This window comes from Amycolatopsis endophytica, from assembly GCF_013410405.1.
Classification (GTDB): domain Bacteria; phylum Actinomycetota; class Actinomycetes; order Mycobacteriales; family Pseudonocardiaceae; genus Amycolatopsis_E; species Amycolatopsis_E endophytica.
Genome location: NZ_JACCFK010000002.1, coordinates 18,257 through 30,741, shown reverse-complemented (window position 1 = coordinate 30,741; position 12,485 = coordinate 18,257). Strand labels below are relative to the sequence as shown.

Below are 12,485 nucleotides of genomic sequence, written 5' to 3'. Positions count from 1 at the left end.
CGCCAGTCCGTTCCGTCCGCGCGACCAGGGCGGCGGGGGGCGCGCTGGCGGTAGCGGTCGAAGCGTGGTGTCGACGGCCTGGTCGTCACCGGCGCGCACCCCTACCGGCTGCTCGACCCGGTCGTCGCCCTCAGCACCGCCGCGGCACCACACGGAACCTGCGTCGCGCCACCGGGGCGAGCATCGACTGGAACCGAGGAGATGGAGCCACGGAACCAACCTCGAACGCGCGGCGAACGACAGCGCCGAGTACCACGGGGATTTCGTCGGCTTCGCACCCATGAGCTCCCGCTCGTGCTCGTCAGTCCTGCGCGGTCAGGATGTGGATGGAGCAAGCCCCGTTGTCGACACCGTAGATGCCGCCGCCGGTCGTGTGCGCGAGGGCGACCTGCGCACCGGGCACCTGCAGGGCGCCCGCGGCACCGGTGAGCTGCCAGTACGCCTCGGCGAGCTGGCTGGCACCGGTGGCGCCGACCGGGTGGCCGCGGGACAGCAGCCCACCGCTGGGACTGACCGCGACCCGGCCGTCGCGGTGGAACTCCCCGCCCGCCACCGCCCGGTGGGCGGTCCCGCGGTCGGCGAGACCGAGGGCCTCGGCGTGCAGGAGCTCGGCGATGGCGAACGCGTCGTGCAGCTCGACGACGTCCAGGTCCGCCGGGCCCAGCCCGGCCATGTCGTAGGCGGCCTTGGCGGAGCGCTCGGTGATCTCCGGCCAGGTCATGTCCCGGAATGAGGTGTGAAACCTCCCGGACCGGATGACGCTGGCCCGGATGAGGGTGCGGGGCGTCCCGAGGTCGCGGGCGAACCCCTCGCTGGTGAGCAGCACCGCGGCCGCGCCGTCGGTGTTGGGACAGCAGTGCATCAGCCGCAAGGGATCAGCGACCAGACGGGACGCGCCGGCATCCGCGGCCGTGACCTCCTTCTGGAAGTGCGCGCGCGGGTTGCGGGCCCCGTTTCCGCGGTTCTTGACCGTGACGTTGGTGAGGTCGGCAACGGTCGCACCGGTTTCGTGCAGATACCGCTGCGCTCGCATGGCATAGGCGGCGGGCATCACCTGCCCCTGGTCGACCTCCACGTCGGCGCTGGTCAGTGGCAGGGCGCCACTGCCGAAAGCGGTCAGGTTCTCGGCCCCGGCAACCAGCACGCAGTCGTACACACCGGCTGCGATCGCCTGCCAGGCGAGGTGGGCCGCGGCCCCGCTGCTGGCGCACGCGTTCTCGACGGTGAACACCGGCGGGCCTGAGATGCCGGCCCGCTGCAGCACCCGCTGGGCGAGGAGAGACCCGCCGTAGACGGAGCCGACGAAGCCCGCCTCGACGGAGTCCGGCGACAGTCCGATGCCGCGCAACAGGTTTCCCGCGGCGCTGCCGCCGAGTTCCGGTGCGGAACGGTCGGGCTGCTTGCCGAACGGGGCAACCGCGGCGGCGACCACGTAGACCGGCCTCATCGGTCGATCCCCGGCGCATCCGCGGCGCGGACGCGGTAGGACCACAGCTCGACCTCGCCGGTGGTCCCGATGGGCCCCACGGTGAAGGTCACCCGCGTGCCGGGGGTCAGCGCCTCGGGCTTCGACGGGTCGGCGGGGTCGGTGTGGGTCAGCACCCGGACCCCGTCGACATCAACGTATGACAGCACGTAGGGCGTGGCGAACCCGGGCGCGCCGATGCGGACCACGGTCGAGGCGTACGCGATGCCACCCCTCCCCGCCTCGACGTGATCAAGCTCGTCGTGAGCGCAGGCGGCGCAGATCTGGCGTTGCGGGAACCACCGTCGCGTGCAGCGCGGGCACACGGAGATGGTGAGGATCGGCGTGCCGTCCGGGCGGATACCGCCGGCTCCGACGATCCTGCGGTCCGTACCCGCGGAGGTGGTTTCTGTACGGGTCGTCAAAGCTCGCTCCTCTCGGGCCTGGTGACCGGGAACCCCCGGCCGGCCAAGCAATGGACGTCGCCATCCACCACGTCCGCGGACGTGGTGGATGGCGACGGGTGCGGAGGGCGCCGTCATCCGCTGACCACGGCCTCCTGCCCCAGCAGCGCGGCCTCACGCAGGATGGGCAGGATGATCTCCCTGAACCGCTCCGGATTCTCCGACATCGGAAAGTGCCCCATGCCCGGCATCGGCAGGAAGTGTGAGCCCTCGACCTCGGCCGCCAGCTGCGCACCGGCCGTCGGCGGTGCCGACCAGTCGTACTCGGCGCTGAGGATCCACACGCCGATCGCGGAGGTGTCGATGTTGCGCGCGGTGTCGGTGAGGTCGTGGCCGACCATGTAGTACTCGAGGTCGCCCTTGAACACCGGCGGGGCGCCCTGACTGTAGACCCAGGCCGTCTCGCGCACGAACCTTTCGGGACTCTCCGGGGAGCACAGGGTGAACATGATCGCGGGCTTGGTGTCGTTGCCGATCTCCGGGTGGTACAGCCAGGGAAGGATGCGCTCCATCCCGTGTGAGTGCAGCGCGGCCTCGATGCCCACCACCGCGCGATAACGTCCGGGATGGTTCAGCGCGATGTCGGCCGCGAGGTGCCCGCCCATCGAGCAACCCATGTAGATGGGCCGCTCCAGCTCAAGAGCGTCGGCCAGCGCCACGTGGAACGCGAGGAGAAACTCCTCGGTCAGGGTGTACTCGGTCGTCCACCACTGCTCGCCGGCCGGGGGAAGCGACTTGCCGTGGTAGGGCAGGTCGGCCGCGATCAGCCGGAACTGGCCGGCGAGCTCAGTGTCCTCCATGAGGTGGCGCCACTGCCGGTTGTCGCATCCGGCCGTGTGCTGCAGGACCACGGGTGTGCCGGACCCCGCCTCCTCGAAGTAGACGCGGTACTCGACACCCTGCACGGTCAGGTAGACGTAGCGTCCCGTCACGCCGGCGAAGCGGTTCATATCGCGACCTCCTGCCCGGCCACGACCTGCGCGAGAACCTCGCGCGTCCGCCGGATGGCGGGGTAGTAGGCCATGATCATCTTCATGTTCCCCTCGATCCGGAAACCGTGGTACAGCATCGCGGCGTAATAGTCCTGGTAGAAGGGCGGCGGCACCGGCGCCAGGAGCGCGCCCCAATGCTCGTCGGTCCCGGCGAGCTGGAAGTCCCAGGTGTCGAAGGGGGTGGCTGCCGTGTCGACGGTGACCACCTCTCCGTCGACGAGCCGCACGAGCAGGTTCTGGGTATCTGTCACGACGCGGAACTGGGTGTTCCAGAACCGCGCCTGGAGTCGGAACTCGGGGTCGGCGTTCAGCGCTTCCCGCAGGCGATCTTCGTTGATCTCCATGATTCCTCTGATTCCTCGGCTCACAGTGGTGATGCGCCGCGCATCCCGTCACGGAGTTGCCGTGTCCGGGTCGGTGCGGCCGCGGCACGCCTGCTGCGTGTCACGTCAATCGAGCGGACTCGCCTCGTGCGAGCGACTCGCCGCGATGGCAGAACCCGTGCGGCGACTCAGTTCCATCGACTCCTCCCAGGAGGCGTTCACCATCGCGCGGAACGCGCGCTTTCCCCAGTCCAGCGTGGTCGCGTCGAACGTCGCGATGCGCTCGGCGAGCTCGAACGCCCTTGGCAGGAGCTGGTCGTCGGCCACCACCTCGTTGACCATTCCCATGCGCAGGGCTGTCCGGGCGTCCACCCGCTTCGCCAGGAAGATGAGTTCGGCGGCATGCTTCGGCAGGACTCTGTTGATCAGCGAGGGACCGGACAACGCCGTCCAGGCACCGAACGCCATCTCGGGTGTACCGATTGAGGCGGCCTCAGCGGCGATCGCCAGTTCACAGTTGTGCACGAGCGTCGAGCCTCCGCCCAGTGCGAACCCGTTGACCGCGGCGATGAAGAGGGCCGGATGCCTGCGGATCTCCTCGTTGCACTCCGCCCAGCTCCCGATGCTCGCGCTGGCCCGGCGTCCCGGCTGTGCCGCCGGTGGCGCCTCGGTGAGGTCGATGCCGGAACAGAAGCTCGTTCCCACTCCGGTCAGGACCACGACTTTCTTCTCGTGGACTTCGCGCAACGCCTCGCGGAGGCGGCGTTGCGCCGCCCTGTTCATGGCGTTGCGTTTGTGTGGCCGGTTGAGGGTGATCAGCGCCCAGTCGCCGTGGTCCTCCACCAGTACGAGCTCGTCGTCGGACGTGGTGCCGGCCTCCCGGGGCACCGGCGAACGGTTGGCGTTCACGACGCGACCCCGCTCCTGGCGAATGCGGACCGCCCGCGCGCGAGTCCGTCACGGACATCGGCTCCGTGCTCGTCGAGCAGGGGTGCACGCGTGTCCGGCCTCGCCGGGGTCCGAGAGAACTTCAACGGCTGACCGGCCACTCCGAGGGTGCCGCTGACACCGGGGTGTTCCAACTGGATCACCATGTCGCGAGCGGCGACGTGCGGATCGGCCGTGATCTCCGCGGCGTCCCGCACGGCACCCACTGGCACCTGGCCTCCGAGCACGCCGAGGATCTCGTCCTTGGTGCGGCCGGCCGTCCACCCGGCCAGGGCTTCGAACACCTCGTCCCGCCGGGCGACGCGAAGGACGTTGGTGGCCAGCCCGGGGTCGGCACCGAGGTCGGGCCTGTCTATCAGGTCGCAGAGGGTGCGCCATCGGTTGTCACCGGGTGCGGCGATCGCGACCCAGCCGTCCTGGGCGGGCAGGATATCGAACGGACTGAGCAGCGGATGGCGGTTGCCTTCGGGTCTGGGCACGGCGCCGGTGTAGGTGTGCTGATAGATGATGCGTTCGCACAGGGCGAGGATCGCGTCGTACATCGCCACGTCGACGAACTGGCCCAGGCCCGTGCCACGGGCCTCGTAGAGCGCCGAGGTGACGCCCAGGGCGAGCATGGTGCCGGGGTAGATGTCGCCGATCCCCGGGCCGACCTTGATCGGGTCCCCGTCCTCGGTTCCGGTGATGCCCATGAGCCCGGCCATCGCCTGCACGACGACGTCGAACGCCGGCCACTCCAGGTACGGGCTCTTTCCAGACCTCACGTCACCGAAGCCACGCACCGCGGCGTAAACCAGCCGGGGATTGTCCGCTGCGAGCGTTTCGTAGGACAGCCCCAGACGCTCCATCACCCCGTGGGTGAAGTTCTCGACCAGCACATCCGCTTCTGCCACCAACTGCCGGAGCGCGACGACACCTTCGCGTGTTTTCAGGTCGAGGACGATACTGCGTTTTCCCCGGTTGACACTCTGGAAGTACCCGCCGAACGCGCACATCGTGTCGCCCGCCGGAAATGGTCCGGAGCGCCGGGCCATGTCTCCTGCGGGCGGTTCGACCTTGAGGACGTCGGCACCGAGATCAGCGAGCAGCATGCAGGTGTAGGGGCCGGCCAGGGCGTGGGTGAGATCGACGACGCGGACGCCGTCGAGCGGACCGCCGGTCACAGCGCGGCCGCCTGTTCCAGGATCGGCAGGAAGTGCTTCTTGAACACCTCGGGGTTCTCCGACATCGAGAAGTGACCGACGCCGTCGATGTGGGTGTACGTGGCACCCTCGACCTCGGCGGCGAGCGCCGCGCTGCCGGCCGGCGGGGACGGCCAGTCGTACTCGGTGCTGACGACGTGCAGGGCCGTCCGCGACGTGTCGATCGTCTTCGCCGTCTCGGTGAGGTCGTGCTCACTGAAGTAGTAGTGCACATCGCCACGGAGCACCGGAGGCGCGCCCTGGCTGTAGATGTAGGCGGTCTCGCGCTTGTAGGCCTCGGGGCTCTGCGGGGCGCACCCGGTGTACATCATCGCGGGCTTGGAGTCGTTGGAGATCCGCGGGTGGTGGAACCAGGCAGCGAAGCGGTCCGCGCCGTGCGTGGCGATCGCGGCCCCGAAGCCGATCGCCGCCCGGAAGAGCCCCGGGTGGTGCAGCGCGAGGTCGGGAGCGAGGTGGCCGCCCAGCGAGACACCGGCGTACACCGGCCGGTCGAGCTCGAGCGCCTCGACCAGCGCGGCGTAGAACGCGAGGAGGAAGTCGAGGCGGAGTTTGTACTCCTCGGTCCACCACTGCTGCGACACGGGGGGCAGCGAACGGCCGTGGAACGGGAGGTCGACGGCGATCAGGCGGTAGCGGGAGGTGAAGTCGGGATCCTCGAGGAGATGCCGCCACTGCCGTCCGTCGCAGCCCGCGGTGTGCTGGAGGACCACGGGAACGCCATGGCCCGCCTCCTCGAAGTAGACCCGGTACTCGACGCCCAGGACATCGAGGTAGAGGTAGCGGCCGGTGATATCGGCCAGCCGGCTGTGCCGCGCCTCCGGCGCGCTCGTGGGCCCGCTCATGCCGGCACCTCCGACCCCGCCACGGCGCGGAAGATGTCGCCGAGCCTGCGGATCGCCGGGTAGAAGGCCATAATCATCTCCATGTCACCCTCGATGCGGAAGCCGTGGTGGACCATCGCCGGGTAGAAGTCGTGGTAGAACGCCGGTGGTTGTGGGGTGAGCAGCAGATCCCACAGCTCGTCGGATCCCGCGAGCTGGATGTCGTATGAGTCGAACGGCGTCACGACGGGGTCGATGCCGACGAGGCTCCCGTCCACAACTGAGATCATGAAGGACTGCCGCTCGCCGATAACGACCTTGATCCGGGCCGTGAAATGGCGGATGTGCAGCAGGAACTCCGGATCTCGGCTGAGTTCGCCCTGCAGCGACGAGAGGTTGAGAGAAACGGCGGTCATTGGCGTTCCTTTCCGGTGTGGGCTGGACTATTTCTCGCGCAACAAGTGCTGGGCGATGATGGTGCGCTGGATCTCCGAGGTGCCCTCGAAGATCTGGGTGAGGCGCGCGTCGCGCCAGTGCCGTTCGACGGCGTGCTCGGTGGTGTAGCCGTTGCCGCCCAGCACCTGCATGGCCGAGCTGGTCACCTTCTCGGCCATCTCGCTGGCGAACAGCTTCGCCATCGAGCATTCCTGGCGGCAATCGAGGCCCGCGTCGTAACGGGCGGCGGCGTCCAGGTAGAGCGCGCGGGCCGCGGCGACCTGGGTCGCCATGTCCGCGAGCCGGAACTTGATGCCCTGGAACGAGGAGATGGGCCTGCCGAACTGCGCGCGCTGCTTGGCGTAAGCCGTGGCGTCCTCGAGGGCGCCGCGAGCGGCGCCGACAGCGCGGGCCGCGGTGTGCAGACGGCCCCAGTCGAGCAAGGCTGCGAACTGCCCGAAGCCGTCCCCCGCCGAACCGTCCGGACCGGACACGATGTTCCCGGCTGGCACCTCGAGGTCGGTGATCGTCAGCTGCCACGACGTGATGCCGTGGTAGCCGATCTTCGGGATCGGGGTACCGGTGATCCCGTCGGGGAACTTGCCGCGCTCCTTCTCCACCAGGAAGAAGTCGAGGCCTTCCCGGCGGCCGGGAGCGGTCCGCGCGAGGACCAGGATCGCGTCCGCCGCCAATGCCCAGCCGCACCAGCGTTTCTCCCCGTTGAGCACGTACACGTCTCCTCGTCGCTCGGCGCGAGTAGAGACGGCGGCGACGTCCGAACCGGCTTCCGGCTCACTGAAGGCGGCGGCCGAGATCCACTGGCCGGTGGCCTGACGGCACAGGATGTCCGCACGCCGGGCCGCGTCGGACACACCGGCTCCGGTGCCGTTGCCCCGGGCGATGATGCTCGCCGCGCTCATCCAGCCTCGCGAGAGCTCTTCGGTGACCAGGCAGTACTCGGTCATGCCAAGGCCCAGACCGCCGTACTCGCGGTCGATCATGATCCCGAAGTAGCCGAGCTCGCCCATCCGGTCGACGATCGACCACGGGACGTCCGCGCGTCGCGGGTCCAGCTCGTTGGCGACGGGCAGGAGTTCCGCAGTCGTGAATTCGCGGGCCTCGTCCCGGATCTTTTCCTGGCCGGGGGTCAACAGGCTCATCGCACCTTCCTCGTTCCGTCCGCGTTCACAGCGCCACCGTCACGCTCTTGGTCTGCGTGTAGTGGTGCAACGCCTGGACGCCCTTCTCCCGGCCGTAACCGCTCTGCTTGTAACCGCCGAACGGCGCCTCGATCCCGGCCGACCACGTGTTCACGTAGACCTGACCCGCCTCGAGCTGTTCGGCCACGCGCAGCGCCCGGGAGACGTCCTGAGTCCAGAGCCCGGCGGCGAGGCCGTAGTCGCTGTCGTTGGCGATGGAGACGGCTTCGTCCTCCTCGTCGAACCGGATCACCGCCAGGACCGGTCCGAACACCTCTTCCCGCGCGATCCGCATCGAGTTGTCGACGCCGGTGTAGATCGTCGCGGGCACGTAGTAACCCTTCCCGCGTTCGGCCTCGGGCAGCGCCCGCCCGCCCGTCCTGGCCCGCGCCCCGTCCGTCACGGCGATGTCGAAGTACTCGAGAACCTTTTCGTACTGCGCCTTCGTGGTCATCGGACCGAGGGTGTCGCCAACCCGCACCGAGCGGCTGGCGCTCACGAGCCGTTCGACGAACTCGTCGTGGATCGAGCCTTGCACCAGCAGACGCGTACCGGACGAACAGATCTGCCCGGCGTTCGCCGTGAACGCGGTCAGCGAGCCCTGGACCGCCCGATCGAGGTCGGCATCGGCGAAGACGATGTTCGCGGACTTCCCACCCAGCTCCAGCGTCAGCGGGATGATCCGGTCGGCGGCGATCCGGCCGATCTCACGCCCGGCCCGGACCGAGCCGGTGAAGGCGATCTTCCGGACATCGGGGTGCTCGACCAGTGCGACGCCGGCGCCCTGGGCGTCGCCGGTCACCACGTTCAGGACACCGTCCGGGAAGCCCACCTCGGTGGCCAGCCGGCCGAGCACCAGGCTGGTGGCCGAGGTGAACTCCGACGGCTTCAGCACCACGACGTTCCCTGCTGCCAAGGCGGGAGCCACGCCGCGCGAGGCCTGGTTCAAGGGTCCGTTCCACGGGGTGATCACACCGACGACACCGAACGGCTCGTTCAGCGTGTAGGTGTGGAAGCCCGGACCGACGTCGATGGTGTCGCCCTGCAGCGAATTCACCAGGCCGCCGTAGAACTCGAAGTAGGCGGCCGAGCCCATCATCTCCGCGGTCGCCTGGGCGATGGACTTGCCGGTCTCCCCCGACTCCAGCACAGCCAGCTCGTCGGCGTGCTCGTGAATGGCCGCGGCGAGCCGCAGGAGGAGCCGGCCCCGCTCGATGGGCTTGCGGCGCCGCCAGCCCGTCGCGGCAGCCGAGGCGGCGGCGACGGCCTTACCCACGTCGTCCTTCGTGCCCAGCGCGATGTCGGCGACCTCGCTCCCGTCCGCGGGACTGCGGGTCTTCAGGCGCCCGTCACCACCGGCGGGTGTGCTCTGGCCACCGATCCAGTGGTCGAACCTCACTGTCATTGCCTCGCTCCTCGTCGAACGCCGGTGAGACGGTTGTCGTCGGTCACGCGGACTCGGGGGTGAACTTGGTGGTCCGTTCCATCTCCAGCAGACGGCCGCGCTCGGCGGTGACAAGCGCGAGCTTGCGGCTGGCCTCGTCGATCATTTCGTCGCCGAGCATCACCGCCCCCAGAGCGCCACCATCCTTCGACGTGTGATGCGCGTACGCCTCGATGATCAGCTCGGCCTTGTCATAGTCAGCCTGGCTGGGTGCGAACACGCCGTTGGCCGCGTCGATCTGCCCCGGGTGCAGCACCCACTTGCCGTCGTAGCCGTACGCGGCGGCGCGCTCCGCGGACGCCCGGTACCCGTCCAGGTCCTTGATCAGCGCAAACGGCCCGTCGATAGCCTGCAGGCCGTGTTTGCGCGCGGTCATCGCGATCGTCATCAGCACGGTGTCGAAGGGGTCGTACCCAGACGCGCCCGGCGCACCGATGGTCAGCGCGGGCATCTTCATCGCGGCCATGAAGTCCCCAGGCCCGAAGATCAGGGTCTCGGTCCTCGCGGTAGCGGTCGCGATGGCCTCGATCTCGCTGAGCCCCGCAGGCCCCTCGATCTGCGCCTCGATGCCGATCTTGCCCTCCGGTAGGCCCAGCTCCCGCTCCACCTGGGTGAGCAGGAGATCCAGCCAGTGGATGTGCGCAACCCGTTCGACCTTCGGCAGCATGATGCAGTCCAGGTTGGCGCCGGCACCCCGGACCACCTGCAGGACGTCCTCGTGCGCCCATTCGGTGTCGGCGTCGTTGACGCGCACCACGCGCGTCTTGCCGGACCAGTCCCCGTGGTTGAGCGCCTCCACCACGGAGGCACGCGCGGCGGGCTTCGCGATGGGGGCGACGGCGTCCTCCAGGTCGAGGAACACCTGGTCGGCCGGTAGCCCCTGGGCCTTCTTCAGCATCTTCTCGCTGCTGCCGGGAACGGCGAGGCACGAGCGACGGGGACGGATCGGGCGGGTCGTGGTCACGAGGTCGTTCACCTTCCGGTCGGTGCGGTGGGGGCGAGTGTGAGCGACGCGGCGTGTGCCGCTCGCGTGCGCACCCGAACCGTGCGAGTGGCCAGGCAGACGATGTCGCCGCGCTGGTTGATGCCGTGGTGGCGGAACGTCACGTCGGCGTCGGCACCGGCCGGTTCGACGGCCAGAACCTCGGTGGCGGCGCTGATGGTGTCACCACGCCGGACGGGGACGGGGAAAGCGACGTCGTCGAGGCCGACCTCGCGGACCGCCCGTCCGGTGGTGTCCTGGGTCGCGAGCCCGACGGTGAGCGAGAGGGTCAGGCCGCCGAAGTTGATCCGTTCACCGAAGGGCGTGTCCGCCATCTCCTGCTCACTGAAGTGCCCGACGGCGGTGTTCATCACCAGCAGGGTCAGCCCGTTGAGGTCGAGGTCGGTCACGGTACGGGAGCGGGCGTGCCGGAAGCGGTCGCCCACCCGGAAGTCCTCCGCGTATCCGTCGGGCACCTTCGCGAGGTCACGCCCGTCGATCCGCTTGCGGACGAGATTGGTCCGCCGGAACTCGATGACCGGATCGCCCGCCGCAACCCGGCCGACGGTCCGCCACGTGACGATTCCCATGTCGGGCCGGGAGTCCGACTCGCGTGCCTCGATCACGGTGCTCGAGGCGTAGAGCGTCTCGGCGGGGTGCACGTCCCTCAGATAGCGGATGTCGCGGGCACCGAGGAACGGGCCGCCCGCCTCACTGAGGTCCTCCACGCTCAGGCCGAAGACGACCGCGAAGACCAGGAGCGGGTTGACCACCTCGTCCGCGTGTCCATCTGCGACCGCGGCGTCCCGGTTGAAATACACCGGGTTGAACGCCAGCGTCTGCGTCGTGAACGCGATGTTGTCCGAGCCGTGGACCGTGCGACCCCAGTGATGCTCGAACACCCGCCCGACGAAGTGGTCCTCGAAGGAGTTGTTGCGCGGTATCAGCGGCCAGGACGCTGGATCCGAGGATGTCATCGACGACGCTCCCGTGTCATTGAGTGGCACGCTCATGCCACCTTGCAGTACTGGCAGTTTTCGCGCAGAACTGGCCCCTGTCAACCCTTCGACGCGGGCTTTTCGATTTCCAGAACCACGCCCTGGCTACGGTCTTCGCGATAGCAACGACCTGCGGAGCACATTCGTGCCGAAGAGTGATACGGTTGGCACAGCAGATCCACGGTGGACCTCCGCCAGACACGTGACCGCACCCTCAGCACCAGGACGTCGATGACCACGACCGACCCCGCCGCCGAGCCGGCGCCGCAGCCAACCGGCCAGCCCGGAACCCAGACCCTCATCCGGGGCCTCCGGGTCCTTGAGGCCTTAACCGCACAGGACCGGCCGATCGGCGTCGGCGAACTCTCCCGCATACTCGAACTGCCCAAGTCGACCGTGCAGCGCCTACTCCGGACCCTCGAGCAGGAAGGTTGGGCGCAGACGTCGAACGGTGCCGTGACCCGGTGGCAGCTCAGTCCACGCCTGCTGACCCTCGCCCGGCGCGACACCCTGTCCAAGTCCCTGCGCGAGGTGGCAAAGCCCCACCTGGTGGCACTCGCCGCGCGCACCGGTGAAACCATTCATTTCTCGGTCCTCGACCGCGACGTCCAACTGGTACTGATCGACCGGGTCGATTCCATCCACCCGGTGCGAACGTTCAACGCCATCGGCGCCACCACCGCCCTGCACACCAGCTGCGGCGGAAAGGCGGTGCTGGCAATGCTTCCACCCGCCAAGGCCGAGGAAATCCTGGCGCGACCACTCGAAAAGGTCATGCCCAACACCAGTGTCGATCCCCAGCATCTGATGCATCAGGTCCTGGAGGCCCGGGAACGCGGCTACGCCGTGAACATCTCGGAGAACCGAGCCAACGTGTGCGCGGTGGGAGCCGCTGTCGCCGACAGCTCCGGCCATCCCATCGCCGCCGTCGCCATCTCGATGCCCGACATCCGGTTCGACCCCGCACGGGTACCGGAATGGGGCGCCTGGGTGAGTGAGACCGCCCGCGCGATCACCGACGCCCTGGCCCACTGAGTCCAGCCGGACTTCGTGACCGGGGCCGATGACCCTTGACCCGCAACGAAGTTCCGACGGAGTCGACAGCGACACCGAGTCCGGGAACACGGAGCGGCAGCCACGCCGCGAGTTATGTCACAAACTTTGCTACATTTTGCGGGTAATGTATCAAGAGCAGGTACATTTTGGGGATCA

At 68.7% G+C, this 12,485-nt stretch carries 13 protein-coding genes; 1 reads left to right on the top strand and 12 read right to left on the bottom strand.

The window, feature by feature from the left end; genetic code table 11:
* Positions 1 to 301: 301 nt before the first annotated feature.
* The 12 genes from HNR02_RS25640 to HNR02_RS25585 form a co-directional block, all read right to left on the bottom strand.
* Positions 302 to 1,447 carry a thiolase family protein gene (locus HNR02_RS25640; RefSeq protein ID WP_179776149.1) on the bottom strand — a complete coding sequence of 382 codons (1,146 nt, stop codon included), beginning with the start codon at positions 1,445 to 1,447 and terminating at the stop codon, positions 302 to 304.
* Positions 1,444 to 1,890, bottom strand: a complete 447-nt coding sequence (locus HNR02_RS25635; protein ID WP_179776148.1) for a Zn-ribbon domain-containing OB-fold protein — start codon at positions 1,888 to 1,890, stop codon at positions 1,444 to 1,446. The genes HNR02_RS25640 and HNR02_RS25635 overlap by 4 nt, the downstream gene beginning before the upstream one ends.
* 113 nt (positions 1,891 to 2,003) lie before the next feature.
* The gene (locus tag HNR02_RS25630; protein ID WP_179776147.1) at positions 2,004 to 2,879 is read right to left on the bottom strand and encodes an alpha/beta fold hydrolase; all 876 of its coding nucleotides are present in this window, start codon (positions 2,877 to 2,879) and stop codon (positions 2,004 to 2,006) included.
* Positions 2,876 to 3,265: a hypothetical protein gene (locus tag HNR02_RS25625; RefSeq protein WP_179776146.1), complete on the bottom strand. Its 390-nt coding sequence runs from the start codon at positions 3,263 to 3,265 to the stop codon at positions 2,876 to 2,878. The genes HNR02_RS25630 and HNR02_RS25625 overlap by 4 nt, the downstream gene beginning before the upstream one ends.
* A gap of 105 nt (positions 3,266 to 3,370) precedes the next feature.
* The gene (locus HNR02_RS25620) at positions 3,371 to 4,153 is read right to left on the bottom strand and encodes an enoyl-CoA hydratase/isomerase family protein (protein ID WP_179776145.1); all 783 of its coding nucleotides are present in this window, start codon (positions 4,151 to 4,153) and stop codon (positions 3,371 to 3,373) included.
* Complete coding sequence (locus HNR02_RS25615; protein WP_179776144.1) at positions 4,150 to 5,355, bottom strand: CaiB/BaiF CoA transferase family protein; 1,206 nt, start codon at positions 5,353 to 5,355, stop codon at positions 4,150 to 4,152. Before HNR02_RS25615 ends, HNR02_RS25620 begins: the two co-directional genes overlap by 4 nt.
* Positions 5,352 to 6,236, bottom strand: coding sequence for an alpha/beta fold hydrolase (locus HNR02_RS25610; protein ID WP_179776143.1), 885 nt, complete (start codon positions 6,234 to 6,236; stop codon positions 5,352 to 5,354). The genes HNR02_RS25615 and HNR02_RS25610 overlap by 4 nt, the downstream gene beginning before the upstream one ends.
* A complete protein-coding gene (locus HNR02_RS25605) occupies positions 6,233 to 6,631 on the bottom strand; it encodes a hypothetical protein (protein ID WP_179776142.1) in 399 nt (132 codons plus the stop codon). The genes HNR02_RS25610 and HNR02_RS25605 overlap by 4 nt, the downstream gene beginning before the upstream one ends.
* A 27-nt stretch (positions 6,632 to 6,658) precedes the next feature.
* A complete protein-coding gene (locus HNR02_RS25600) occupies positions 6,659 to 7,810 on the bottom strand; it encodes an acyl-CoA dehydrogenase family protein (protein WP_179776141.1) in 1,152 nt (383 codons plus the stop codon).
* Between the two features lie 25 nt (positions 7,811 to 7,835).
* Complete coding sequence (locus HNR02_RS25595; RefSeq protein ID WP_179776140.1) at positions 7,836 to 9,254, bottom strand: aldehyde dehydrogenase family protein; 1,419 nt, start codon at positions 9,252 to 9,254, stop codon at positions 7,836 to 7,838.
* A 43-nt stretch (positions 9,255 to 9,297) separates the two neighbouring features.
* The gene (locus HNR02_RS25590) at positions 9,298 to 10,257 is read right to left on the bottom strand and encodes an HpcH/HpaI aldolase/citrate lyase family protein (protein ID WP_179776139.1); all 960 of its coding nucleotides are present in this window, start codon (positions 10,255 to 10,257) and stop codon (positions 9,298 to 9,300) included.
* An 8-nt stretch (positions 10,258 to 10,265) separates the two neighbouring features.
* Positions 10,266 to 11,252 carry a MaoC family dehydratase gene (locus HNR02_RS25585; RefSeq protein WP_179776138.1) on the bottom strand — a complete coding sequence of 329 codons (987 nt, stop codon included), beginning with the start codon at positions 11,250 to 11,252 and terminating at the stop codon, positions 10,266 to 10,268.
* A 252-nt stretch (positions 11,253 to 11,504) separates the two neighbouring features.
* Between HNR02_RS25585 and HNR02_RS25580 the strand changes: the two genes are divergently transcribed.
* The gene (locus HNR02_RS25580; protein ID WP_179776137.1) at positions 11,505 to 12,308 is read left to right on the top strand and encodes an IclR family transcriptional regulator; all 804 of its coding nucleotides are present in this window, start codon (positions 11,505 to 11,507) and stop codon (positions 12,306 to 12,308) included.
* Positions 12,309 to 12,485 lie beyond the last annotated feature (177 nt).

What these genes read in the sequence shown, in the direction of transcription:
- HNR02_RS25640 (WP_179776149.1), bottom strand. Translation starts at nt 1,447, where the DNA reads ATGAGGCCGGTCTACGTGGTCGCCGCCGCGGTTGCCCCGTTCGGCAAG.
- HNR02_RS25595 (WP_179776140.1), bottom strand. Translation starts at nt 9,254, where the DNA reads ATGACAGTGAGGTTCGACCACTGGATCGGTGGCCAGAGCACACCCGCC.
- HNR02_RS25625 (WP_179776146.1), bottom strand. Translation starts at nt 3,265, where the DNA reads ATGGAGATCAACGAAGATCGCCTGCGGGAAGCGCTGAACGCCGACCCC.
- HNR02_RS25580 (WP_179776137.1), top strand. Translation starts at nt 11,505, where the DNA reads ATGACCACGACCGACCCCGCCGCCGAGCCGGCGCCGCAGCCAACCGGC.
- HNR02_RS25605 (WP_179776142.1), bottom strand. Translation starts at nt 6,631, where the DNA reads ATGACCGCCGTTTCTCTCAACCTCTCGTCGCTGCAGGGCGAACTCAGC.
- HNR02_RS25610 (WP_179776143.1), bottom strand. Translation starts at nt 6,236, where the DNA reads ATGAGCGGGCCCACGAGCGCGCCGGAGGCGCGGCACAGCCGGCTGGCC.
- HNR02_RS25585 (WP_179776138.1), bottom strand. Translation starts at nt 11,252, where the DNA reads ATGACATCCTCGGATCCAGCGTCCTGGCCGCTGATACCGCGCAACAAC.
- HNR02_RS25630 (WP_179776147.1), bottom strand. Translation starts at nt 2,879, where the DNA reads ATGAACCGCTTCGCCGGCGTGACGGGACGCTACGTCTACCTGACCGTG.
- HNR02_RS25600 (WP_179776141.1), bottom strand. Translation starts at nt 7,810, where the DNA reads ATGAGCCTGTTGACCCCCGGCCAGGAAAAGATCCGGGACGAGGCCCGC.